The organism is Paenibacillus sp. E222 (assembly GCF_013401555.1).
In the GTDB taxonomy this organism is placed as follows: Bacteria; Bacillota; Bacilli; order Paenibacillales; family Paenibacillaceae; genus Paenibacillus.
The window spans coordinates 5,028,504-5,052,067 of the sequence record NZ_CP058552.1; the positions used below are offsets into that span (position 1 = coordinate 5,028,504).

At 47.3% G+C, this 23,564-nt stretch carries 23 protein-coding genes; 7 read left to right on the top strand and 16 right to left on the bottom strand.

Annotation, left to right across the window (positions count from 1 at the left end):
* The first annotated feature begins 100 nt into the window (after positions 1-100).
* Positions 101-1,282: an MFS transporter gene (locus tag HW560_RS22420; protein WP_179264800.1), complete on the top strand. Its 1,182-nt coding sequence runs from the start codon at positions 101-103 to the stop codon at positions 1,280-1,282.
* Positions 1,283-1,385: 103 nt separating this feature from the next.
* Here the strand turns inward: HW560_RS22420 and HW560_RS22425 are convergent, their stop codons facing one another.
* From HW560_RS22425 to HW560_RS22465, 9 genes are all read right to left on the bottom strand, one after another.
* A complete protein-coding gene (locus HW560_RS22425) occupies positions 1,386-2,141 on the bottom strand; it encodes an SDR family NAD(P)-dependent oxidoreductase (protein WP_179264801.1) in 756 nt (251 codons plus the stop codon).
* A 337-nt stretch (positions 2,142-2,478) separates the two neighbouring features.
* Positions 2,479-4,206, bottom strand: coding sequence for a ubiquinone-dependent pyruvate dehydrogenase (gene poxB, locus HW560_RS22430; RefSeq protein WP_090898340.1), 1,728 nt, complete (start codon positions 4,204-4,206; stop codon positions 2,479-2,481).
* A 224-nt stretch (positions 4,207-4,430) separates the two neighbouring features.
* The gene (locus HW560_RS22435; protein WP_090898337.1) at positions 4,431-5,192 is read right to left on the bottom strand and encodes an SDR family NAD(P)-dependent oxidoreductase; all 762 of its coding nucleotides are present in this window, start codon (positions 5,190-5,192) and stop codon (positions 4,431-4,433) included.
* A 172-nt stretch (positions 5,193-5,364) separates the two neighbouring features.
* On the bottom strand, positions 5,365-5,670 hold the full coding sequence (locus tag HW560_RS22440) for a Dabb family protein (protein ID WP_090898334.1): 306 nt from the start codon (positions 5,668-5,670) through the stop codon (positions 5,365-5,367).
* 215 nt (positions 5,671-5,885) lie between these two features.
* Positions 5,886-6,134, bottom strand: coding sequence for a type B 50S ribosomal protein L31 (locus HW560_RS22445; protein WP_063563876.1), 249 nt, complete (start codon positions 6,132-6,134; stop codon positions 5,886-5,888).
* Positions 6,135-6,278: 144 nt separating this feature from the next.
* Positions 6,279-6,545: an HPr family phosphocarrier protein gene (locus tag HW560_RS22450; protein WP_063563877.1), complete on the bottom strand. Its 267-nt coding sequence runs from the start codon at positions 6,543-6,545 to the stop codon at positions 6,279-6,281.
* A 167-nt stretch (positions 6,546-6,712) separates the two neighbouring features.
* Positions 6,713-7,780: an NAD(P)-dependent alcohol dehydrogenase gene (locus HW560_RS22455; protein ID WP_090898331.1), complete on the bottom strand. Its 1,068-nt coding sequence runs from the start codon at positions 7,778-7,780 to the stop codon at positions 6,713-6,715.
* Between the two features lie 70 nt (positions 7,781-7,850).
* Positions 7,851-10,001 carry an alpha-glucuronidase family glycosyl hydrolase gene (locus HW560_RS22460; protein ID WP_179264802.1) on the bottom strand — a complete coding sequence of 717 codons (2,151 nt, stop codon included), beginning with the start codon at positions 9,999-10,001 and terminating at the stop codon, positions 7,851-7,853.
* Complete coding sequence (locus HW560_RS22465; protein ID WP_179264803.1) at positions 9,998-12,229, bottom strand: glycoside hydrolase family 52 protein; 2,232 nt, start codon at positions 12,227-12,229, stop codon at positions 9,998-10,000. Before HW560_RS22465 ends, HW560_RS22460 begins: the two co-directional genes overlap by 4 nt.
* A gap of 179 nt (positions 12,230-12,408) precedes the next feature.
* Between HW560_RS22465 and HW560_RS22470 the strand changes: the two genes are divergently transcribed.
* Positions 12,409-13,320 carry a helix-turn-helix domain-containing protein gene (locus tag HW560_RS22470; protein ID WP_090898322.1) on the top strand — a complete coding sequence of 304 codons (912 nt, stop codon included), beginning with the start codon at positions 12,409-12,411 and terminating at the stop codon, positions 13,318-13,320.
* A gap of 65 nt (positions 13,321-13,385) precedes the next feature.
* Here the strand turns inward: HW560_RS22470 and HW560_RS22475 are convergent, their stop codons facing one another.
* Positions 13,386-14,777 carry an aldehyde dehydrogenase gene (locus HW560_RS22475; RefSeq protein WP_090902338.1) on the bottom strand — a complete coding sequence of 464 codons (1,392 nt, stop codon included), beginning with the start codon at positions 14,775-14,777 and terminating at the stop codon, positions 13,386-13,388.
* Positions 14,778-14,875: 98 nt separating this feature from the next.
* Complete coding sequence (locus HW560_RS22480; protein WP_076288684.1) at positions 14,876-15,178, bottom strand: ArsR/SmtB family transcription factor; 303 nt, start codon at positions 15,176-15,178, stop codon at positions 14,876-14,878.
* Positions 15,179-15,374: 196 nt separating this feature from the next.
* Here HW560_RS22480 and HW560_RS22485 point away from each other — a divergent pair, with 196 nt between their 5' ends.
* The 5 genes from HW560_RS22485 (at position 15,375) to HW560_RS22505 (ending at position 19,439) form a co-directional block, all read left to right on the top strand.
* Positions 15,375-16,106 carry a GntR family transcriptional regulator gene (locus tag HW560_RS22485; protein WP_090898318.1) on the top strand — a complete coding sequence of 244 codons (732 nt, stop codon included), beginning with the start codon at positions 15,375-15,377 and terminating at the stop codon, positions 16,104-16,106.
* A 47-nt stretch (positions 16,107-16,153) separates the two neighbouring features.
* Positions 16,154-17,221 (top strand): mannonate dehydratase, encoded by a 1,068-nt coding sequence (gene uxuA / locus HW560_RS22490; RefSeq protein ID WP_090898315.1) that lies wholly within the window; start codon positions 16,154-16,156, stop codon positions 17,219-17,221.
* Complete coding sequence (locus HW560_RS22495) at positions 17,218-18,081, top strand: SDR family oxidoreductase (RefSeq protein ID WP_090898312.1); 864 nt, start codon at positions 17,218-17,220, stop codon at positions 18,079-18,081. The genes uxuA and HW560_RS22495 overlap by 4 nt, the downstream gene beginning before the upstream one ends.
* A 234-nt stretch (positions 18,082-18,315) precedes the next feature.
* Positions 18,316-19,044 carry a DUF421 domain-containing protein gene (locus tag HW560_RS22500; protein ID WP_090898309.1) on the top strand — a complete coding sequence of 243 codons (729 nt, stop codon included), beginning with the start codon at positions 18,316-18,318 and terminating at the stop codon, positions 19,042-19,044.
* A 23-nt stretch (positions 19,045-19,067) separates the two neighbouring features.
* Positions 19,068-19,439, top strand: coding sequence for a DUF4363 family protein (locus tag HW560_RS22505; RefSeq protein ID WP_090898306.1), 372 nt, complete (start codon positions 19,068-19,070; stop codon positions 19,437-19,439).
* Positions 19,440-19,497: 58 nt separating this feature from the next.
* Here the strand turns inward: HW560_RS22505 and HW560_RS22510 are convergent, their stop codons facing one another.
* From HW560_RS22510 to HW560_RS22530, 5 genes are all read right to left on the bottom strand, one after another.
* The gene (locus tag HW560_RS22510; RefSeq protein WP_110000202.1) at positions 19,498-20,205 is read right to left on the bottom strand and encodes a M50 family metallopeptidase; all 708 of its coding nucleotides are present in this window, start codon (positions 20,203-20,205) and stop codon (positions 19,498-19,500) included.
* Positions 20,206-20,253: 48 nt separating this feature from the next.
* Entirely contained in the window at positions 20,254-20,730 is a 477-nt protein-coding gene (locus HW560_RS22515; RefSeq protein WP_090898301.1) for a hypothetical protein, read from the bottom strand.
* A gap of 202 nt (positions 20,731-20,932) precedes the next feature.
* Positions 20,933-22,012 carry a metal ABC transporter substrate-binding protein gene (locus HW560_RS22520; protein WP_179264804.1) on the bottom strand — a complete coding sequence of 360 codons (1,080 nt, stop codon included), beginning with the start codon at positions 22,010-22,012 and terminating at the stop codon, positions 20,933-20,935.
* Positions 21,999-22,892 (bottom strand): metal ABC transporter permease, encoded by an 894-nt coding sequence (locus tag HW560_RS22525; protein ID WP_179264805.1) that lies wholly within the window; start codon positions 22,890-22,892, stop codon positions 21,999-22,001. Before HW560_RS22525 ends, HW560_RS22520 begins: the two co-directional genes overlap by 14 nt.
* Positions 22,838-23,545, bottom strand: coding sequence for a metal ABC transporter ATP-binding protein (locus HW560_RS22530; RefSeq protein WP_090898292.1), 708 nt, complete (start codon positions 23,543-23,545; stop codon positions 22,838-22,840). The genes HW560_RS22525 and HW560_RS22530 overlap by 55 nt, the downstream gene beginning before the upstream one ends.
* Positions 23,546-23,564 lie beyond the last annotated feature (19 nt).

A 23,564-nucleotide genomic window follows, 5' to 3' on the forward strand; every position in this document is an offset into this window, starting at 1 on the left:
CCTCAGTGGTGCATTAGTTATCTCATAATCCTGTTCTCTCGTCCTTATTTCTATATTTCTAAAAATATAATAATTATAAACAGAAAGAGGTTATATACTCATGTCTAACACATGGAAAATCTATGTCCTGGCCTTGGTCAGCTTTCTTGTAGGGACCTCCGAATATATCATTGCAGGCATTCTGGATCGGATCTCGGACACCATGAATATATCGTTGATTGCTGCGGGACAGCTGATCACAATCTTTTCACTCGTTTATGCACTTGGTACGCCCATCATTATCGCCTTAACATCCCGTATGGATCGACGAAAGCTGCTGCTCTACTTTCTGGGACTTTTTGTCGCAGGTAACGTCTTGGCCTACCTTTTACCTGGCTATGGGCTCTTTATCGCTGCACGTATCCTTATGGCGCTGGGAGCCGGAGTCGTCGTTGTAACAGCCTTGACAGTCGCTGCCAAAATAGCGCCTGCAGGCAAACAGGCCAGCTCTATCGCAACGGTCATTACAGGGTTTACCGCATCCCTAATCGTGGGGGTTCCACTGGGAAGAATGGTTGCTGCAGCTTGGGATTGGAAACTGATTTTTGCAGGTATCGCGATTTTGGGTGTGCTTGCCATGATTGTTATTGCCTCTACGATTCCGCCATCTGAAGGCGAAGCACCCGTTCCTTTGAAAAAACAATTATCGCTCCTCAAACAACCTCGTATTGGATTCGCGCTGCTTGTCAGCTTTTTCTGGTTAGGAGGCTATTCCATTGCGTATACTTACATTTCACCTTACCTGGTAACTGTTGCAGGCATGAACGAAACGGTGTTAAGTTCCGCTTTGCTGGCTTTTGGTATCGCAAGTCTGATTGGTTCCAAATCAGGAGGATTCAGCGCAGACCGTATGGGAGTAAAGCGAACACTCATCCTGGGAATGGCCTTGCATGTCGTAAGTCTGTTGATGCTGAACATCACGGCTCATTCGGGTGTGATCGTCTTTATTGTGTTGATTCTATGGTCCTTCTCCGCCTGGTCTTCCGGCCCGACACAGCAATATAATCTGGTTACAATGGCTCCGGAATCGTCCGGAATTATGTTGAGTCTGAACAGTTCGGTTATGCAACTGGCTATGGCTGCCGGTGCAGGCATTGGGGGAATTGCTGTCAGCGCAGTTTCATTGTCATCCATCACCTGGATTGGAGCTGCAGGGGTGGTTATTGCAATGATCATCATTATTCTTGCTTACCGTCCGGGAATTGCCACTACAGCTCAGGCTGAATCTTCCAATGTGGCATGATGGAATTTAAGCTTAAGCTCAAGAATAAAAATGATAACCGCAAAAAGAGAGGCACTGTAACATTAACAGTCGCCTCTCTTTCTTATGATGTCTGATAAATGCCTTATTGTGCGGTTACAGCACCATCAATAGGATAAACAGCGCCATTAATATAAGGTGCTTCGTCTCCCAGCAGGAAGGATACCAGATTGGCAATCTCTTCAGGCTTACCGAGACGTCCGGACGGAATGCTGTCAAGGGTTGCTTTGAATACTTCAGGATTATCCTTACCAAACTGAACCACCATTGGAGTTTCAATCGTACCTGGGGCAATGGCATTTACACGAATGTTTTCTTTGCCATACTCAATGGCCGCTGTTCGTGTTAATCCAACTACGCCATGCTTCGTCGCTGCATAGGGTGCAACCGCTTGAACACCCACAATACCTGCGGTAGATGCCGTATTGACGATGGAACCACCGCCTGTTTTGAGCATTTCGGTAATCACATACTTCAATCCGTAAAATACACTTCTCAGGTTAATATCAATGATTTGGTCAAACTGCTCGATAGTATGCTCAATTAATTTGATACCCGGACCAGCGATCCCGGCATTATTGAAAAACATGTCGATTCGACCGAATTCCTCGATCGTTTTGTTAACATAATTCTCTACCTCGTTCGCCTTGCTTACATCTGTTTGTACAAAAATGGCTTTACCGCCCAGCTTCTCAATCTGTTTTACAGTTTCCTGACCCGTCTCTGCCACGAGATCAACGACCACAACAGATGCACCCTTCTCAGCCAGCTTCAGTGCGGTTGCTCGGCCCAATCCACTTCCTGCTCCAGTGATAATAGCTATTTTTCCTTCGTGACTCATTTTGATCTCCTCCATGTGTGTTCGTCATCTGTCATCGGATCGATTAATTCAATATGAAGCGGTCTTGCATCGGAATGCAACATATGTAGGGTAGAAAGCTTTGAATCCTGCCTGACTTTACCTATTTTAATGGAGTTACGGCTTAAAAACAAATCATATAATATGACTACATACTATAATATTCATCACATACTACACATCTCAAGAAGGGGAATTTCTTAATAAAAGCGTGTAACATTCCCCTTCTTTTTGGTGAGACGTACAGTTTAATTTCATACATTACATAGTCAGATCGACATTTCAACATAGCACGATAATGCTAAGGCGAACGTCATCCTTATCTCAGCAAATTGGTTTTAGCCAGTTCAATCAGCTCATCGCCACGCCCATTCAGCACCGCCTTCATCATCCATAAGGTGAAGCCTTCGGCCTGTTTTATATTAATCTTCGGAGGCAGGGACAGCTCCTGACGGTTCACCACAACATCAATCAGAACAGGGCCATCATGCTGCAATGCTCGCTCTACAGCCCCTTCCAGATCAGCCGGATCTTCAACCCGTATCCCCTCCAGGCCCATCGCTTGAGCTACCATCGCAAAGTTGGGATTTACAAGCTCGGTACCGGATTCAAGCAATCCGGCAGCTTTCATCTCCAGTTCAACAAAACTGAGTGCACCATTGTTAAAGACGACAACTTTAATCGGCAGATTATGCTGTTTAAGCGTCAGAAGATCACCCATCAGCATGGCAATGCCGCCATCACCGGACAAAGAAATCACCTGTCTTCCCGGATCAGACACCTGCGCTCCAATTGCCTGTGGAAGAGCATTCGCCATGGTGCCATGACTGAATGAACCTAACAATCGGCGATTGCGGCTCATTTCAATATAGCGGGCCGCCCATACTGTAGGTGTACCAACATCGCAGGTGAAGATTGCATTTTCCGCCGCAGCATCGCTGATGACCTTGGTTAAATACTGCGGATGAATTGGCGTCTTCCCGGGTTTTCCTACGGCAAGCTCATCCAATTCTTTGCGAACTTTCTCGTAACGTTCCACACTTTTATGCAAATGTTTGTCACTATGCTCTTCCGTCAAATAAGGTAACAATGTTTCAATCGTAGCCTTCACATCTCCGCACACGCCATAATCGAGCTTTGTGCGGCGACCAAGATGTGAAGACTGAATATCCACTTGGAGTACAACCGCATCTTCCGGGAAGAATTGACGATACGGAAAATCGGTTCCCAGCATCAGGAGCACATCACAGTCCATCATGGCATGATATCCGGAGGAATACCCGATCAATCCGGTGAGGCCTACCGAATACGGGTTATCGTATTCCAGATATTCCTTGCCTCGCAAAGCAATAACCATTGGGGATTTCAAGCGATCACAGAGCTGCATCAGCGGTTCACGAGCACCGGCGCAGCCTGCGCCACACAGCAACGTAATTTTTTTGCCTTGATTCAGGAATTCCGCCAGTTTCCGCAGTTCAGGTTCGGAAGGATGGACAACAGGGTGTGTGGGATGATATACATGCTCTGGCACAGGCAGGTCAGCCGCTTCCAGAGCCGCTACATCACCTGGTAATATAATAACGGAAACTCCTGAACGAGCCACTGCGGTCTGCATAGCCATCGTAAAGGAACGCGGCATCTGTTTGGCTGTTGTAATCACCTCACAATAATGACTGCATTCCTGAAACAAATACTCTGGGTGAGTCGCTTGGAAATACTCGCTCCCGATCTCATCACTCGGAATATGAGCAGCGATGGCTAGTACCGGTACACGGTTCCGATGACAGTCGTACAGACCGTTAATCAAGTGCATGTTTCCCGGTCCGCTGCTGCCTGCACATACAGCGATACTTCCGCTCACTTGGGCATCTGCCCCGGCCGCAAAAGCAGCCACTTCCTCATGGCGGACATGAATCCATTCAATTTTCCCCGAACGACGGATGGAATCGAGTACCGCATTTAAGGAGTCTCCAACGATACCATAGATACGTTTGATGCCTGCGTTCAATAGTGCTTCGACCAGAACGTCTGCAATTGTTTTTTTCATGACAGGTCGGTCTCCTTTATTCGCTTATTTTGAGTTATGTTTCCACCGCGTTAAACTACCTATTCTTTTACCCCAATCTTTTGAAATTAGAAACAAAATCATATGTATTTATGGATATATAAAAAATCCGCTTGTCATGGACTGACAAACGGATCATGGGCTGTTATGGTTTTAAAAGTGGTTCATTGCATGTTTAGTAATTCATTCACATCCATAAATCAATATTAAATGGCAGGCATCACATTGCCACCACTGACCGGGATATAAGCCCCTGTAATAAAAGAGGACAGGTCGGATGCCAAAAATGCTACCGCATTGGCAATTTCCTGATCTTCTCCCCTGCGTTTCAACGGCACAGTTTGAATATAACCCTCATCATGTCCCGGCTCACTGCTCCGGTCGCGTTCACTGATTGTCCATCCAGGAGCAACCTGGTTGACGGTAATCTGATATTCGCCTACCTCTTTCGCCAGCACACGGTACAAACCGTCCATGCCGCGTTTTCCAGCTGTATATGCAGATTGGGTGGCAAAATTTTGCATCGCACATTCCGTATTGATACCAATGAATCGACCCGCTCTGGCTTCTTTCATATAAGGGATGAATGCTTTGGCGAGATACACACTCTGCATCACACATGATTCGAACTGGCTTATATAATCATCTGGTGATTGTTCCAGCACCGTTGTCCAGGCATATTGGATGACCGCATTGGCAACCACGATATTCACATCGCCGAGGCTGGACTGAATTTCATCCCGCATCCGAAATGCCGTATCCTGCTTCGTGATGTCGCCCTGAACAATGACCGTTTTCCGACCGATGGCTTCAATCTCAGCCTGAAGCTCTCTCGCCTTCGTTTCATTATTTATGTAATGCAGCGCGAGGTCAGCACCACAGTCTGCCAACGTACAAGCGATGACCCTTCCCAATTGACCGGTTGCACCAGTTACCAGCGCCGTTTTACCTGAAAGATCCAATTTCATGTGATAAATCGCTCCTTTGAGTCACACATGTGTAATCACGAAATTTTAGCGATGAAGAAAGAAGGATTTCAAAAATAGTTTAACTCATATTAAACAAACTGGAATCTAACTGGAAAACGCTTTCGAAGTTCATGTTATCTTCTGTTTGGTTTCAATGAGATTCATCATTTTATTACTTCCCGTGCGGAATGAGATCGATTTCCTGGAAGCGACTAACTTCTTTTTCCCACCGTTCTTCCACATATTTGCGGTGAACCGGGTGATCATTATAGGCATCATAGGCAGCCTGATTGGCAAATACCATCGAAAAACTGTAATCAAACTCGTTCTTTTCGCTCACCTGACGCAGGACCTGGAATTGCTCTACACCCGGAATATTCGCCAGTGCATCCGCGCTTTCTTTCAAAAATGCCTCTGCTTCAGGTGTATCTTTACCTGCGTAAAGTGTAAACGTTACCATATGGTTGATGCTGCTCATCTCTATTTCCTCCTCCAATATGACTGACTCTGTTTCCTAGTGTACATCCGAAAGTATTGTAAGCGCAATAATTGGTTGAATTAATTTTAGAGCAGTTGAATATGTAGGGGGATTAGAATTACTTTTAACTTTGGATTGCATGGGTCTACCTAACGGCATACAAACAAAAAAACCTCAGGACTAATCCCGAGGTTTTCTTGTAATGGTTGGACAACCTATTTGATGTTGTATTTACGGTTAAATTTATCAACACGACCACCGATGTCCACGTTTCTTTGTTTACCAGTGAAGAATGGGTGGGATGCGGAGCTAGTGTCCACACGGATTACTGGGTAAGAGTTACCATCTTCCCATTCCATTGTTTCGTTCGAAAATTTAGTCGAAGAACTCAGGAATTTGTAATCAGCACTTGCATCGAAGAAAATTACTGTTTGTGTCTTTGGATGGATATCAGCTTTTGGCATAATCTATTTACACTCCTTTAATATGGGTACTTCTTAGAATAGAACTAAATTTTATTATACTCTTTTTTTGGACGAAGTACCAGTCGGAATTGAAGAAACGATAAATATTTTACAATTCACTGTGATTTGCACAGGTTTCAGAGTTCAAGTTAAGCCCTTCTCCAGCACATTTAGCATGTATTCCAACGCTTCAAGTTCATCTCTTCCCCGTGTCTGCAATCTCACCACACTGCCATGTCGAATAGGAAGTAAAGCCATACCGAGCAGGCTTTTGACATCTACACGATGCTCATGATTCGCATCCATAAATGACAATGAAATATCCGAGGCAAAACGCGACGCTTGCGAAGATACAGACATCAGATCATCCCGGTGGAAATCAGAGTGAATCATAAATTCATGTGTTCTCACAACCTTCAGTTCCTTTCGCTAGATGCTATTTAACCAATGTGGTGTGTATCATTTTATATATTAAAATCTTCAAGCATTATACCACGTTATGGAAGCTTGTTTAATCCTTTTATGGCGAAAAATACAAAAAAAGAAACCCTCAATCTCAGGGCTCCTTTAAAGTAGATTCATTTGCCGTTCGGATACACCATTACCTTCAGACTGCCGCTCTTGTTGTGCAATGCCCGTTCCATGGCCTGCTGCGTCTCCTCAAGCGAATAACGGTCAGTAATCAGGGACATTACATCATGCTGGCCTGAACTCAGAAATTCAATTCCCGCAGGATACGTATTGGCGTAACGGAAGATTCCGTATATATCCACCTCGTTGTCCGCAATAAAAGGAACATTCAGTGCAATTTCGTCCTGTGCGGGCAGTCCTACAATAGCAAGCTTGCCTCCTCGCCGGAGCGAATATAATGCAGACTGAAGCGCCTTCGGATTCCCCGCAGTTTCCCATGCTGTATCTACACCAACGCCGTTCGTTAACTCACGGATCACCGCCTGTGCATCCTCGTTCCGTACATTAATGGTATGGGTGGCGCCCATACGACGAGCAGCTTCCAACCGTACTTCCTCCAGATCGGTGACGATGATGCGTTCTACGCCAAACGATTTGGCAGCTGCAACGGCCATCAGTCCAACAGGTCCCATGCCCATAATGGCAAGTGTGGTGCCCGGAGCCAGTTTACTGCGTCTTGCAGCATGAATGCCAACCGAGAAAGGTTCGTTCATGGCTGCTTCTTCAAAAGACAGATGATCCGGGATCGGGAAAACCATATCCTCCCGAATGGTCATGTATTGTACAAATGCTCCATCCACCGGAGGCGTGGCCAGAAATTGCACATCGGGACACAGATTATAACGACCTTCTTTGCATGCCGTGCATCGTCCGCAGGTTACCCCGGGCTCAATGGCGACCCGATCTCCTTCTTTCAGCCGTGATACTTTTGAGCCTACAGCTGCTACGATACCTGCACATTCATGTCCAAGTATAATCGGTTTCTCAACGACAAATCGGCCAATTCTGCCATGTTCAAAATAATGCACATCCGATCCGCAGACGCCAACGGCCATTACCTGAATGAGCACTTCGTCTTCAGCCGGCTGTGGTACAGCCTGTTCTTCAATGATGATGTGCCCCGGCTCTGTCATGACAGCAGCCTTCATGGTCTTGGGTACTTGATGATGTCCCATATGTTCCCTCCTTCTCGTGTATGCCAACGTTGTTCTTTCCTACGAAGAAGATCCGACTCTTGTATCCAGATTAATATATCGTTCTTCCTTGTTCATCGGCAATACCGCTTTTGCGATAGAAGTACGTGTTGATCATGTCTCGCCATTCCTTGGCATGCTCCGCCTGCCCTGCCTGTAACGCAGACACTTTATCAAATACAGTCGCATCAATTTTGCCTTCCAGCTGTCTCCAGGTCTGTGCTAATGCTTCCGCCTGCTCTGCTCCATCAAAATGTGTATCATAAATGTGCTGAATGACCGTTTTGCCAGAATGCAGAACATGTGTATACGGGACATGGTGGAAAAATAACAGCAGCTCGTCCGGACAGGAGTCTACGGATTCATATCTCTCGGCGTTTTCCCGATGGTATTGGGATGTATATCCCGTTCCACTGCTCACGGTCCGGTCCACCCCAATGCCATCACAATCGGCAAAATGGTACGTCCCCCACTTGGAATATTCATAGCCATCCACATTAGGACCATAATGGTGCTCCGGATTAACCATCCAGCCTACGCCGAGCGGTGCCGTATAACTTTCATAGATATCGAGCGAATTCAAAAGCATGCCAGAGATTAGACGAACGATCTCTTCGTCATGTCCGAATGTAAGTCTGACCCACTCCTCCGCGATCTCTTCCGATGACAGCTCCGGATTCCAGGCAAGTCTGCCATATCCGTATAGATTCGCCTGAGCGAGCGGATGTCCTGTCCAGCAAGCATCCGCACCGATATTGGATACTGCGGCAAAGCCGCTATAGGGCCTGTTGTACAGAGAACCGTCAGCAATGCGTTTTATTTCAGAACCCGGCCCCTTGGCAAACGTATCAAAATCCAATACTTCTTTCCACTGTGGGATCAGATAGCACAGATGCCGCTGCTGGCCCGTATACTCCTGCGTAATCTGGAACTCCAATACCTGATTTGTGTTCTCCATTGCACCAAACAGCGGGGATACGGCCTCGCGAACCTGAAAGTCCATCGGCCCATTCTTGATCTGTAAAATGACGTTATCCGCAAATCGGCCATCCAGCGGCTTGAAGTGGTCATAGGCCGCCCGTGCGCGATCCGTGGAGCGGTCACGCCAGTCTTGTTTGCAGTTATAGACGAAGCAGCGCCAAATCACCAGGCCACCAAATGGGCGAAGTGCCTCGGCCAGCATGTTCGCTCCATCAGCATGATCACGGTTATATGTGAAGGGTCCAGGCCGATTTTCGGAATCAGCTTTGATCAGATAGCCGCCAAAATCCGGGATTGCCGCATATACCTTGGCTGTCTGAATGTTCCACCATTCACGGACCTGTTCATCCAGCGGATCTGCCGTAAGCAATCCACCAATCTCTATCGGGCTTGCGTAGTTGGCGCTCAGGAACAACCGGATGCCGTACGCTCTGAATTGGGCAGCAACCTTCGCGACATCACCCAAGAAACGTTCCGTCAGGAACAGGCTCTCACGCTGATGCACGTTTACGTTATTGATTGAAATAGCGTTAATACCTGTAGAAGCAAGCAATCTGGCATAATCTCGAATACGCCCAAGATCACGTGTAAATTCCCCATTGGCATAGAAAATGGATTTTCCAGCATAACCACGCTCGATGCTGCCGTCTACATTATCCCACTGATTGATCATGCGTAATGCATTAACAGGCTGCTCTGAAATGTAACTTAATCTTCCCGCAGCAGGATCTACATCGTTAGAGTTTTCTTGCTCCAGAACAAGCTCCCTTAACAGATGAAAAGTACCATATAGAACACCTTGAGGGGTTTCAGAACCAATAAACAGCTTCCCCTGCGCCTTGTCTTCGCGGATAATAAAACCTTCTCCTTGCACGGTAGAGCGCTCCGTGTCGCTGAAGGCCTGAGCCACGGCTTCTGAGCCCGTCCATGTGCCAAGCCAGATCCCTTGTGCCTCCCGGTGGGCTGATTCCGACTCACTCACTTGATTGGCAGTTTCCTGACTAACTTTCGGTTTGATGCCAAACAGCTTATCGAGTCCCTGAGTCAGTTCGGCTATTGCTGTTGATATGATTTCCTCATGTTCCACCACAGTCACGGTATGGCTCCATGCAGGGACTGCCTTTTGGGCGGCCCCTTTCACTGCGGATTGACTTTGAAGATATCCAAGCCACGCATCATATTGCGGGCCTGAGATATTGGATTGAACGGTTGTGTTGCTCATTGTACAGCCTCCTTGCTGGCATAGATCTGCTCCAGGCGCTTACCTTTGCCTTCGAGCAGCCATAGAATCGATGTTACTCCGCGCGGGTAATACTTGCTTCCGACCGCCACACCTGCCAGGATCTGGTCACTCCAGCACCAGTAGGATTCCTCTGGATGCAGCAGCCAGTTTACATGAGCAGCGTCAGATGCCTTGCCTGTTTCATCCCATTCCATGCCCAGCAGTTCTCGTGCGATGAACTGGGAAAGATATATTTTGCTGAGCCATGAGTTATTGCTCGTAGAGGACAGCTTCCAGCCTCCATCTTCGAACAGGCATGTACCAGGGACAAGAACCGTTTTAAAGTGGGTTCGAAGCGCTTGCAGGTAAGGACCGAAACGACCATTAACATCCAGCACGCCTTCACAGCCGGTGAAGTATGGGAACACCAAGCCTTCAATAGCCGGAATGATACGGGAATCATTATTTTCGGCGATCACTGCCGGAATGTAGCCACCATTGGTTAACTGGGCTGCGATACTGGCTGCACAGCGATCTGCCTGACGTCCTGCGTGATGAGACAAATCAGCCAGCTTCTCTGCAGCGAACAGCTTCTCCAGTGCTACATAGACGGCCCAGCATTTGCCTGCCAGATAGATGTTGTTGCGGGATTGTCCAAGTGACACATCCAGGCTGTCGTAAGTGGTAATCTCGGCTCCGCCTTTGGTACGACTGCTATCCAGCCCCATCAGGCCGTTGCGTTGGTTTTCATCCGGATGATCCCGGTTCAACATGCTTTCGAAGCAATCCCGAATGACGGGCAGCATCTCTTTAACAAATTCCCGGTCCTGCGTCTGTTCAATATATACCGTTGCACAGCAGAGCCAGTTAACCAGTTCCTCGTGACTCATTTGCGAGAAGCAGTCATCAATACCCACCAGTTCATATGCCGAGTGTCCCGGACGTGAGAATACATTGGCTACGCCGATATCATGGGTGAACGTAATGCCGCCCGGATATTCCTTCTCTTCGCCAGGGAACCGCACTTGATCCGTATAACTGTAGCGTTTCACAAACCACTCCAACTCGTTACGCACGGTCCAGGGATTTAAGGCAAGTTCAAAATACAACTGATCTGCGGTCAGATCGAGTGTATTCATCATCCGGTATTCACCTTCATTGACGATCCAGAACGGCTCGCCGTCCGCATCCAGCAGTTGTGTACTTGCATAATAGCTATGAATGGAATGGGCAAGCATAAACGATTGATCTTCACTCAAAGCAGCTGTACCGAGACGTTGCTCAACTTCCTTACAGGAAGCAGTCAGCTCGTTGAAACGGTCAAGCGCATATTTCCCCGCTTCCAGGATATCTGCAAAATAACGTGTATACCAATAGGTTGTGTCTATACCCGAAGTAACGATCCCACCGCGATAAAAACAGACGGCAAATCGGTATGTACGCTTCTCTCCGGCGGGAACGTCCATCAACAGGGTAGCTGTTTCGCCCAGGCCGAACGCGAGATTCTCACGATGCTTCTCCTGCAATATCTTCTCCAGTGTAAATCCTCGAGCAGGCCATAGACCCTCATCCGCAGATAAAATGGCGGTTAGGCGACCTTGTCCAACTCCGGTTAATGACCCACCCTCAGGTCCTCCGATGATACGCATGGCTGAGTAAGGATCATTACCCTGGTATCCAAAATATGCTTTACGCTGCTGCTGTCCTTGCGTGTTATCAATCGTCATCTCCACCAGCACCGCAGGCACAAGCGCATCCATTAGTGCTTCACGATCGCCACTCAGCGGTTCGGGTACAGGACGCACAGGTGAGTAAATACGGAAAGTCAGATCACCCGCCGTCCATGTATCTGTTCCTGAAGTAAACTCGCGCGTAATCTCTTCATCGCGGAACGCTGAAATTAACGGGCGTGTTCCCTGTGCTGCAACTGCCGTTGGCGTGCTCAATTCACTTTCCGTCGAGGCCGAAGACACCTGATCTGAATCCGAATTGTCCCCTTTCTCCACATCATATCGAACGCTGGCATCTTCAACGGCTTCAAAAAATGGTAAAGCTTCGTAGTAGTCACTGTCGCGAGATTGTAAACCGATATATATATTCTGATCTGCTGGCTTGCCAAGCTCCAGGCCTAGTCCGCCTTTGGCTCCTTTGTAACCAAGCGTAAAGCTGGCAAAAGCCCCGATCGGTGAGTGATGGGCATTATAAAAGATGGATTTGGAAGTGCTCATGAACGATGACCCCTCTCAAAATGGTTTGCATGCGTTTTCATTAGCCCCATCCTACCATGGGCATTCCACCATAGACCATGGTCAAATCAATCGGATATTTACCCAAATCAAGCTAGTAGACTATAATATAAATAAAGCGGTTACATCTGTTTCTATACTTTTTATCAAGGGGGTCTTCCATGTCTTCCACCTATTTGCCTCCCGCTTTGGGAGAGAGTGTACATGAGGTGTTTTACCCGGATGTACAAACAACGGTGAATTTGTTCGCTATACATTTACGAAGTGTGGGGTCGGATTGGGATTATCCAGCCCACGAACATCCACAATATGAGCTGAATTATGTAACGGAAGGCGAGCAATACATGACCGTGGACGGCAAGCTGTATATTCAAAAGGCTGGCGAATTACTCCTGATTCCTCCAGGGAGCATTCATTCCAGCCTGAGCCATAACGGCAAGGGGTTTACGTATTTTTGCATGCATTTTGATATCGATGATCAGTTATTTCTCTCGTTGCTTGCACGAATCAAGCAGGTTTTGTTCGATGCAGATAGTCCGGTTACGCGCCAGATCGAGCCTGTACTTCGTAAATTAATGTCTTCAGCGGATAACCGGGCGGCGAGTACGATGGTACAGCGCATGCAGCTGCAATCGGCGGTATTTGAGTTGTTCGGCCATTTATGGGAGGCTGTCTCTCAGGAAGCCGCACAATTGTTCACGGATGGATATGAGAAGATCGAACTGGCCCATCAAATTCGTAATCGGCTGCAAGGACTGGTGAGTCAGCAATTTAAGCAGGGACGTGAGTCTACCAGCCATTATGGCATTGATGATATTGCAGCAGAGCTGGGCATCAGTTCCTCACATTGTAACCGTGTATTTCGGCAGGTATATGGTCAGTCTCCGCGTGTATATTTATCTGAAATGGTTCTGCATGAAGCCAAAGTTCTGCTGGGCAACCCTAAGTTGTCGGTTCAGAACATCGCTGCCATGCTAGGTTACAAGGATATTGCCCATTTCAGTCGTCAATTCAAGCGCTGGTCAGGGACATCACCCACACGCTATAGACTGGAACAGCCTGCTCCCGAATGAACTTCCTCCTTTGAACATCATTCCAGTATGATATTTAACTTGCTTACGATTAAACGTCAGTTATTTTATTTTAATAGACGTTTAATCGTCTTCAGCTTGTTATCGTATGGCGGATATAAAATAGATAAGTTCAATCTGGTGCTCTTTTTGAGCACACTTTTCATATGAGAGAAGGTCTCCAGGCTATACCGCCCGTGATACGAGCCAAGGCCGGAATGTCCTACCCCTCCAAACGGCAGACGTGGGTTGGCTACATGGGTAATCGTATCGTTAATGCATCCTCCCCCAAAAGAAACCTCTCGCATCACTTTATCTTGTAATTGTGTATCCGATGTAAAGAGATAGAGCGCCAGCGGTTTCGGCCGTTTCACAATACCTGCAATCGCCTCATCTATATGGGAATAACTGATAATCGGCAGGATCGGACCAAAAATTTCGTCTTCCATTGTTGCTGCTTCCCACGACTCAGCATCAATAAACGTCGGTTCAATAAAGCGGTCTTTCTCATCGGATTGACCACCAAAGATGACATGATCCTGATCGCGCTCAATAAGCGTCGTGAGACGCTTGAAATGGGCCTTGTTGACGATTCGCCCATAGTCTCGATTGTGCTGGATATCTGTGCCAAAGAACGACTCCACTGCTGCTTTCATTTCGGTGATCAACGATTCTTTCACCTGTTCATGCACAAGCAAATAATCCGGAGCGATGCAGGTCTGGCCCGTATTGAGCAGCTTTCCCCATATAATACGCTGTGCAGCCACTTTAAGATCTGCATGCTTATCCACGATGACCGGACTTTTACCACCAAGCTCCAGCGTCACCGGAACGAGATTTTTGGCAGCGGCCTCCATGACGATTTTGCCAACCGGTACACTTCCTGTAAAAAAGATATAGTCAAAAGGCGCATGAATAAGCGCCGTGGTTGTATCTTTGGCTCCTTCGACCACTCGAACGTATGCTGGTTCGAATACCGAGCTAATCATCTCGCGTATAACAGCCGAGACGGCTGGTGTGTTCTCTGACGCTTTGAGGACTGCCGTATTGCCTGCTGCCAACGCGCCAACCAGGGGTTCAATTAACAGCTGGAATGGATAGTTAAAAGGTCCAATAATCAATACCGCACCATAGGGTTCAGGAATGATATAACTTTTGGACCCGATCAGCGCGAATTGGGTTTTGACTTTGACCGGCTTGACCCATTTCTTCACTTGCCGAATGGTGTGCGTGATACTATCCAGCATGAATCCAATCTCTGTAGTATACGATTCGAACTCACTTTTGCCCAAATCCTGATAGAGCGCCTCGGTGAGACTGGACTCATACTTCTGAATCGCCTGTTTCAACCGGGTTAGTTGTGTAATGCGATACTCTGCCGAACGAGTAGCCCCTGAGCGAAAAAACTGCCGTTGCTGCTGTAAAATTTCTTCGACTGCATGTTCGCTTAATTCCTGCATAACATTCATATACGACAACTCCTCTTCGAGTTAATGATGATTGGTTTAAACATACGAACATATAGACCACATGCCTAGGCATGTTTAACAACTCTTGCTTATAAACACTCTTCTTCCAATGCCCCAACCAATTCCTTCAATAGTTCCACCGAGGACCTTAATGAAGCGGAATAATATCGCTGTGTGCCCTTCTGCTCTACAGAGATGAGCCCTTTTTCAAGCAATAACTTGAGATGATGAGATATAGCAGGCCGTGACAGGTTGAACTGCTCTGTAATTTCATTCACTGTCATGCTGCCCTTCTCGCTAAGAGCAAGCAAAATCGCCTGACGATGATTGTCGCTAAGTACCTGGAATAAGGGGATGCAGGTTTGAAAAATAGAAATCGCTTTTTGTCCCATGGTTTCACCTCTATATGTTCTACAGATATCACAATTGTCATGTCTGTTGGTTTAAACATTTGAACCTAATGACTATAGTTTACTCCACCACCCTGCTAACAGCAAGCCGTATTCAATAAAATGTAGATTAACTTATGTAAAGCGCTTCCACACTACCATACAAGTATGGTAGTATATCCTTGAAGGAGTTGAGATTATGGAATTTCCCCCTAGGTCTTCGTCCAAAGCCGAATTATTATCATCCTTAATAAACCCGTCTTCTCGGAACAAACAGGCATTCTCTTCACGTGAGGCGGTCTATACGACGTTGAAGCAGTTGATTCTGAGTTTGAAGCTGCCTCCCGGTACCGCCATCTCGGAGAAAGAAATCTCGCTTGAGTTCAATGTAAGTCGGACCCCTGTTCGAGAAAGCTTTGTCCGTCTCGCTCAGGAAGGTCTGCTGGAAGTCTATCCGCAGCGAGGTACCTATGTATCTCTGATTCAGGTTGATCTCGTGGAGGAAGCACGTTTCATGCGTGAGCACCTTGAGCGTGCTGTCATACGGCTTGCGTGTGTGCAATTTCCAGATGAACACATGAAGATATTGGAGCAGAACCTTGCACAGCAGCAGGAATGCATACTCGAACCGGACGATGAGCGAATGTTCAGATTGGATGAGGAATTCCATAGTACTCTCTTTGCAGGCTGTAACAAAAAAAACACCTGGTCCGTGATCCAGCATATGAACGTGCATCTGAACCGGAGTCGAATGCTCCGTCTGTCTTCGGATCATCATTGGGATCACTTGCTCGAACAGCATCGTTCCATGGTTCAGGCGATACAACAGCACGATGCCCAAACGGCGGAGCACATGATGCAGGAACATCTGCATCAGACCGTTACGGATCTGGCTGTCCTGCGGGATACATACCCTTCCTATTTTCAATGATGATGGATCTACCTGTTCTTTAAACTAATCTTGATGAGGTGAATGTGATGAGAATGGTTTTTCGCTGGTTTGGAGAAGGCAATGATACCGTAACACTTGACCATATCCGGCAGATTCCCGGTGTCGAAGGCATTGTATGGGCGCTGCATGATGTACCAGCAGGTGAGGAATGGCCCATGGACAAAATTCTGGCAGTCAAAGCTGCTGCAGATCAGGCCGGGTTACATCTGGATGTCGTTGAGAGTGTTAACATTCATGAAGACATCAAGCTCGGTCTGCCTACACGTGATCAATATATTGAGAATTACAAAAAAACGATGGAAAAACTCGCCCAGGTAGGGGTTAAAGTGATTTGTTACAACTTCATGCCGATCTTTGATTGGCTGCGTACGGATTTGCATAAGGAGATGGAAGATGGCTCTACCGCCCTCTTCTATGAGAGTAGTAAAATTGCCGACATTGAACCGCTGGAATTGGTTCGACGCATTACCGAAAATTCTGCATTGACGATGCCTGGCTGGGAACCGGAGCGATTGCAGTATTTAACAGGTCTGTTCGAAGCCTATAAGGATGTAACAGAGGAAGATATGTGGGAGCACGCCCGTTATTTCCTGCAGGAGATCATTCCTACTGCTGAACGATTAGGTATTCGAATGGCCATTCATCCGGATGATCCGCCTTGGCCGATCTTTGGTCTGCCGAAGATTATTACGAGTCAAGACAATGTTCGCAGATATCTGAACTTGTATGATAGCCCTTACAATAGTGTAACGCTGTGCAGCGGTTCTCTTGGAGCCAATCCGAACAATGATATTATCGGTATGATCCACGAGTTCAAGGACCGTATTCCTTTTGCCCATATCCGTAATGTCAAAATCTACGATAACGGAGACTTTATCGAGACATCCCACCGTAGTCAGGATGGAAATGTCGATATTGCCGGTGTTGTGGAAGCCTATCACGATATTGGATTTGAAGGTTATGCACGACCGGACCATGGACGTCATCTCTGGGGAGAACAATGCAGACCCGGATATGGACTGTATGATCGTGCTCTGGGAATTATGTATCTGTGGGGCGTCTGGGACTCCCTGCAAAGGAGGTCAAAAGCATGAGTGACTTTGCCAAAGAAAGATCAACTCGTCTGGAAGGCAGAACAGCTGTAATTACTGGCGGGGCAGGTGTTCTATGTCGTTCCATGGCTGAAGAGCTCGCGCGCCATGGTGCAAGTGTAGCCATTCTGAACCGTACCGTATCCAAAGGTGAAGAAGTCGTTGCGGCAATCGAGGCTGCGGGTGGAAAAGCGATCGCTGTAGCTTGTGATGTGACCCAGGCCGATAGTGTAATAGCGGCAGCAGCTGTTGTTCAGGAGAAGCTAGGACCTTGCGACATCCTTATTAATGGAGCGGGTGGCAACCATGCCAGCGCCAATACCACGAATGAAATTTTCAGACAGGAAGATTTGGAGCAGCCGGATATCACTACTTTTTTTGATGTAAGTGTCGAGGGATTCCGTCAGGTGATGGATCTGAATTTTGTCGGGTCCCTCATCCCTACCCAAATCTTCGCAAGACAAATGATTGAACGTGATGTTCCAGCTACCGTTATTAATATTTCATCCATGAGTGCCCCTTCGCCCATGACCAAAGTTCCTGCGTACAGTGCAGCCAAAGCGGCGATTAACAATTTCACGCAATGGCTTGCTGTACATCTGGCTGAATCGGGAATTCGGGTAAACGCCATTGCACCAGGGTTCTTCCTGACTGAACAAAATCGTAATCTGCTGCTTAAGCCGGATGGCTCGCCGACCGAACGTTCAAGCAAAATCATTGCGCACACGCCAATGCGCCGCTTCGGCAAACCGGAAGATCTGCTGGGCACGCTGATGTGGCTGGCAGATGAACGACAGTCCGGTTTTGTTACAGGTACTGTCATTCCTGTGGATGGCGGGTTTATGGCTTACTCGGGCGTATAACCGCAATATTATTTACTTTTACTAGGACTGACCGAATTAAATACACGTTCAAATGATCTTCCGAAGCCTGGAGCTCTTAACCAGGTTTCGGTTTTTTTGCGTTCAAGAATAAGATTATCCAGCCTAGGAAAAGCTTGATATAGCCCACAATTATGCTGTGTGGAAATGAAGCTTGGCTCTCCAAGCATTCACATTTTCAATTTGTAAGACGAAACGAAGGAAGGTGATACATACATGATGGAAGAAACATGGGTTGTTGCTGTGCGAGCGATTATCGCCTTTCTGACCCTGATCATCTATACTCGGGTGCTGGGCAAACAACAAATGGGCAACTTGACGTATTTTGATTACATTAACGGTATTACGATTGGTTCCATTGCAGGTACATTTGCGACCGATCTATCTTCCAAGGCGTGGATTCATTTTGTGGCCTTGACCATTTTTACCACTATCACGATTATCTTTCAGTATATTACGCTGAAAAATCGTACCATCTCCAAATTGATGGACTCCGACCCTACACTGGTCATCCAGAACGGTAAAATCCTTGAACAGAACCTGCATAAAATGCGGGTGAAATTCGACGAATTGACCATGATGCTGCGGCAAAAGGATGTATTTGACATCACTACGCTGGATTATGCCATTCTTGAACCGGACGGCAGTCTCTCTGTTGTGTTGAAACCCGAGAATCAACCGGTAACCGCGAAGGACATGCATATGCATCCTGCCAAGAGCAAGCTGATGACCGAGATTATCATTGATGGCGTGCTGATTAAGCAAAATCTGGAGGAACGAAATAAAGATACGAATTGGCTCAGCGAGCAGCTCAAGAAGCAAAAAGTGACGATACAGGATATTGCTTTTGCTGCTATTTTGCCTAACGATAAATTGTATATTGATCTATTTAAGGATAAGATCACCGAAAAAATCGATATGGGCGATTATGAGGGGCCTTTCTAAATTTACATGAAGGAGGCGATTGAATGAAAACGCGTTTCTGGTTGCTGTATGTGCTTCCGATCTGCCTCATTCTTGTGTTCGTTGCGATTATGGCAAGCGGAGCCCTTCTCAAAAAGCCCTTTGGTGCTGATGATCGATTGCTTGAATCTGTACAAACATTGCAGAAACAGGTTGAGGGCAAAAAATGGACTGAAGCCAAATCCCAAATCGATTATGCGATGAAAGCCTGGGACAAGATCGTCAATCGCATACAATTCAGTGTGGAGCGTGAGACGATTTACGATATTCTGGGTACCCTTGCCCGGATGAAGGGCGGTATTGCCGCGGAGGATGATAAGGCGATCATGGAAGAAATTTATTACTTTTATGTGTTATGGGAAAATCTTGGAGATTGACCCGAGACACGCAAAAAGGCACTCTCCTTTAAAAAAAAGGAAGTGCCTTTTCTGTTTTCTAAACATTCCGCCCGCGTAATCCACGAGATTTTGACGTGCGGGCCGTGCTTTCTTTTCGAAAAAAGAGCGTAAGTGCTCCCTTCGCACACCACAGTGCAAACAGTGCAAATAACGTTCCCCAGAACAGCGCTGGGAGGAATGTCTGTTGTGCCAGATTGGCTGCATCCCCTGCCCGGGACGGCTGTGTCCAGGACATGAGCCCCACATACATGGCACTAACCACGGACTCTTCCAATGTGAGGAAGGCCAGTAATAAATAATAGAATTTCGCAATTTTGGCACCAAAGATCATAATCACAACATTCAGCGCACTGAAGCCTGTAAGCCAGAGCATGCCGAATTCTCCTCTTACATAGAAGAGAAGCGACACAAGAGCTACACCCGTCATGATGCCAAGTCCCCACATGTGCCGTCCTTTCCGGTAAAGATAGAATAGCAGCCAGGCAAAGAGAGACGCCGTGACATACCCCGCTAAGGAAACCAATATAGATCTGCCTGGTGTCAGCATGGATGAATATGTAACGCCGCTGTGATCAGCGTATAATTCAATGCGCAATACTTTGCCGGATAACAACAGTGTTACCAGTGCATGGCCAAATTCGTGAATCATCGTATCCAGGTTACGGAACAATGAAGAAAACGGGATAAAGCGAGTCAGCAGCGCTGAACCTACCAGAAACAGTATGGTTTTGAGCCATTTATTCAATCGAGTCCTACCTCCCTTGCCTCCGAGTAAAAAATACATATCACTGTACTACGTGTCTGCACTATTATCGTTTCGATTCGTGAAATGTGCGGCGCAATATTGCATCCACCAGCAGAAACTCCGGTTATGACCTATGAAAAAAGAAGACAGATCATATCGACCCGTTCCTGTCTCCAGTGTAGCAAGCAATCTGCTCCGCATCTTCGACAGCGCAAAGTTCACAAAGCGATCAGCTGCCTCGTTTTGTACAAGTGTAACATAGGCATATAGGGAATGATCTATCGGTTCATCTAGTGGGCTTACACCAGCGCAAGAAAACTCGGTACGTACGCCCGCTCTGTGAAGCAAAGTCAAGGCAGCGACCAGCTCGGCATCCACTTCGACATCGTTCCAAATCTCCGTTCTTTTCGCTTCCACGGTCTGTTTCTCGCGTTCCGTCCACTGCATTAACTCCAGCTTGCGTCTTCTCCATAGATGGGCAGGCTGCTGGCTTAACAGCACTTCCTGTTCTTCATGTATATCCATAAGGCGTTTCCTCCCGTTCCCCTCATGATCTCCGTCACGTTGAACAACGCAGAGAGCACATCCCTGTGCTCTCTGCGTGGCCAAAGGCAAAGGAATGGCTGTGCCATTCCTCAGCATGTTGTATTATTGTACCTTTTTCGATGACAGGCATCAAATGGGTTTTCTTTTTACGTAAATTCAACTTGTTAAAGAAACACAAATGCTATTCATTCAGCGCCAGCTTCAGTGCCTCCAAATTCTCCCGCATTACGCCGATGTAATCCTTTCCTGCTGCGATCTCCTCTTCTGTTAACCCTTCAATGGGGTTCAACACAGCCGTTTTGGCGCCTACTTCACTGGCGATAGTCTCTGACACTTTGGATGAAACCAATGTTTCGAAGAAAATCGTCTTGACCTGGTGCTCCTTGGCAAAATCAATAACGGACGCCATTTGCGCTGCGGAAGGCTCTTGTTCAGGAGACAGACCGGCAATCGGTACTTGCTGCAGACCGTATTCCTGTGCAAGATAGCCGAATGCAGCATGCTGTGTGATGAAATCTTTACGTTTGCTGTCTGCTACTGCTGCTTTGAAATCCTGATCCAGTGCCTCCAGTTTGGCAATGTAGGCATCGGCATTTTGCTTGAATTGCTCCGCATGTTCAGGCGCAGCCTGTGCGAGTCCTGCCTCGATATTCCGAACTTCCGTCACAGCAAGTGCAGGTGACAGCCAAACGTGTGGATCAAGGCCACCGTGATCATGATCATGTGTATGTCCCTCTTCTGCCTCAGCGTCATGATCGTGATCATGCTCCTCCGTTGTGGCTTCATCCGCATGGTCATGCGTGTCCGTTGTATCGGCATGTTCGTGATCATGCTCATCTTCTTCCGATCCTTCCAGCAGATCGATGCCATGACTCGCTTCCACTTGAATGAGTTTGGCATTGCTCAGACTATCTGTAACTTGATCGATCCAGAATTCCATTCCCGCCCCATTATAGACAAGCACATCCGCTTTTTCGATGCTCGCAATATCCTGTGGTGTCGGCTCCCAATCATGCGGCTCCATGCCCGCTGGAACGAGTGTATGAACATTAGCCAGATCGCCCGCTACATTTTTGGTGAATTCGTACATTGGATAAAAGCTGACTTCAACGTTCAGTTTCGCTTCTTCAGTCTCTGCTGGTACCGGCGTGTTGGCCGAGCTGATACCGGAATCGGAAGCGGACTGATTTTGTCCACAACCGGCTACGATAAGTGTAAGACTAAATAATAAGGCAAGAGCTGATTTTTTATTGAATTTCATGTGGCGTATTCTCCCTTGAATGTATGAATAGAGTCGCACGTTGTTGTTTTCTCTCTTTACGATGACGTTTACGGTTATATCGTCCAATCAGCTTTTGTGCTGATATTCCAATCAATAGAAAGACCAACAGGATGAGAGCAATCGTTCCTCCCGGTGGTGTGTTGAGATGGTAAGAGGTTGTCAGTCCGCTAAAAATACCGATTAATCCGGTGACGACAGCAATAAGGATTGCTGCTGCAAAGCTGCGTGACAATCTCAGTGCCAGAGCAGCGGGCAGTACAATTAAAGCAGACACAAGCAATACGCCAACAATCGGCATGGCTGAAGCAACAGTCATTCCTGTCAGGACAGCAAAGGCAAAGGATAAACCTTTAACCTGAATGCCTCCAATAGAAGCTGTCTCTTCATCAAACGTCAAATTGTACAGTGGCCTTCTGAGTACAATGAAAAAAATCAGTCCGATGACGCACACAGCTGCCATAATCCACAACTGCATATCACTAACGGCAACGATGGAACCGAACAGGTAAGAGCTGAAAGTCTTGGACAAATTGGTTTTCAGACTCATGAGCACCACAGCAAGGGCCAGCCCCGACGTCATAATGATCGCTACAGGTACTTCGCTATATGTCAGGTAATTTCGCCGGAGTTGTTCCACCAGCAATGCGCCGATAATCGCAATCGCAAACCCACAGATCACTGGGTCCAGGTTCATCACAGAACCTACAGCAACTCCTGCCAATGAAACATGGGATAATGTATCCGCCATCAGCACCTGCCGTCGCAGCATCAGATAAACTCCTAAAATTGGAGCAATGACTCCGATCAGTCCGCCTGCCCAGAAAGCACGCTGCATGAATTCGTACTCAAACACTGCCACTCCTCACTTTCTTGCCGTTCCAGGGTAATCGTCCGATCCAATCGATTGCCCATCTCTTCCAATCCGTGGGTGACCATAATAATGGTTAGTCCATGGACGTCTGCATAATGGCGCATCAGATCATAGAACCCTTCACGGCTGCGCCGGTCCATGCCTGTAGTCGGCTCATCCAGTACAAGCACCTGCGGCTGGCCTGCCAAGGCTCTGGCAATGCAGATTCGCTGCTTTTGTCCACCAGACAGTTCGCCAACCCTGGCGTTGCGGTATTCCCACATGCCGACTTCCCGCAAGCTTCGTTCCACAATGGCTTCCTGCTCGGATGTAAATCTGCGGAACAAGCCGAGTTTGCGGTAACATCCGGATCGCACCAGTTCGATCACCGTACTGGGAAATCCACTGTTGAACGATGCTACCTGTTGGGGTACATATCCGATGTTCAGCTTACTGCCACGTACGGACTGTGCATTCATATGTACCGTGCCGCTCCAGGGCTGTAACAGCCCCAGCAGCAATTTCAGCATGGTTGTCTTCGCAGAACCATTCGGTCCTGTAATGCCGACAAACTCCCCCACATGAATATCCAGCGACAGTTGGTCAATGACGGGCTCTTTGCCGTATCCGAATACCACATCACGCATGGAAGATAGAATCATGGTTTTTCCTCTTTTCGTA

Coding starts and splice junctions, on each gene's coding strand:
- HW560_RS22420 (WP_179264800.1), top strand. CDS start 101: ATGTCTAACACATGGAAAATCTATGTCCTGGCCTTGGTCAGCTTTCTT.
- HW560_RS22425 (WP_179264801.1), bottom strand. CDS start 2,141: ATGAGTCACGAAGGAAAAATAGCTATTATCACTGGAGCAGGAAGTGGA.
- poxB (WP_090898340.1), bottom strand. CDS start 4,206: ATGAAAAAAACAATTGCAGACGTTCTGGTCGAAGCACTATTGAACGCA.
- HW560_RS22435 (WP_090898337.1), bottom strand. CDS start 5,192: ATGAAATTGGATCTTTCAGGTAAAACGGCGCTGGTAACTGGTGCAACC.
- HW560_RS22440 (WP_090898334.1), bottom strand. CDS start 5,670: ATGAGCAGCATCAACCATATGGTAACGTTTACACTTTACGCAGGTAAA.
- HW560_RS22445 (WP_063563876.1), bottom strand. CDS start 6,134: ATGCCAAAAGCTGATATCCATCCAAAGACACAAACAGTAATTTTCTTC.
- HW560_RS22455 (WP_090898331.1), bottom strand. CDS start 7,780: ATGGGACATCATCAAGTACCCAAGACCATGAAGGCTGCTGTCATGACA.
- HW560_RS22460 (WP_179264802.1), bottom strand. CDS start 10,001: ATGAGCAACACAACCGTTCAATCCAATATCTCAGGCCCGCAATATGAT.
- HW560_RS22465 (WP_179264803.1), bottom strand. CDS start 12,229: ATGAGCACTTCCAAATCCATCTTTTATAATGCCCATCACTCACCGATC.
- HW560_RS22470 (WP_090898322.1), top strand. CDS start 12,409: ATGTCTTCCACCTATTTGCCTCCCGCTTTGGGAGAGAGTGTACATGAG.
- HW560_RS22475 (WP_090902338.1), bottom strand. CDS start 14,777: ATGCAGGAATTAAGCGAACATGCAGTCGAAGAAATTTTACAGCAGCAA.
- HW560_RS22480 (WP_076288684.1), bottom strand. CDS start 15,178: ATGGGACAAAAAGCGATTTCTATTTTTCAAACCTGCATCCCCTTATTC.
- HW560_RS22485 (WP_090898318.1), top strand. CDS start 15,375: ATGGAATTTCCCCCTAGGTCTTCGTCCAAAGCCGAATTATTATCATCC.
- uxuA (WP_090898315.1), top strand. CDS start 16,154: ATGAGAATGGTTTTTCGCTGGTTTGGAGAAGGCAATGATACCGTAACA.
- HW560_RS22495 (WP_090898312.1), top strand. CDS start 17,218: ATGAGTGACTTTGCCAAAGAAAGATCAACTCGTCTGGAAGGCAGAACA.
- HW560_RS22500 (WP_090898309.1), top strand. CDS start 18,316: ATGATGGAAGAAACATGGGTTGTTGCTGTGCGAGCGATTATCGCCTTT.
- HW560_RS22505 (WP_090898306.1), top strand. CDS start 19,068: ATGAAAACGCGTTTCTGGTTGCTGTATGTGCTTCCGATCTGCCTCATT.
- HW560_RS22515 (WP_090898301.1), bottom strand. CDS start 20,730: ATGGATATACATGAAGAACAGGAAGTGCTGTTAAGCCAGCAGCCTGCC.
- HW560_RS22520 (WP_179264804.1), bottom strand. CDS start 22,012: ATGAAATTCAATAAAAAATCAGCTCTTGCCTTATTATTTAGTCTTACA.
- HW560_RS22530 (WP_090898292.1), bottom strand. CDS start 23,545: ATGATTCTATCTTCCATGCGTGATGTGGTATTCGGATACGGCAAAGAG.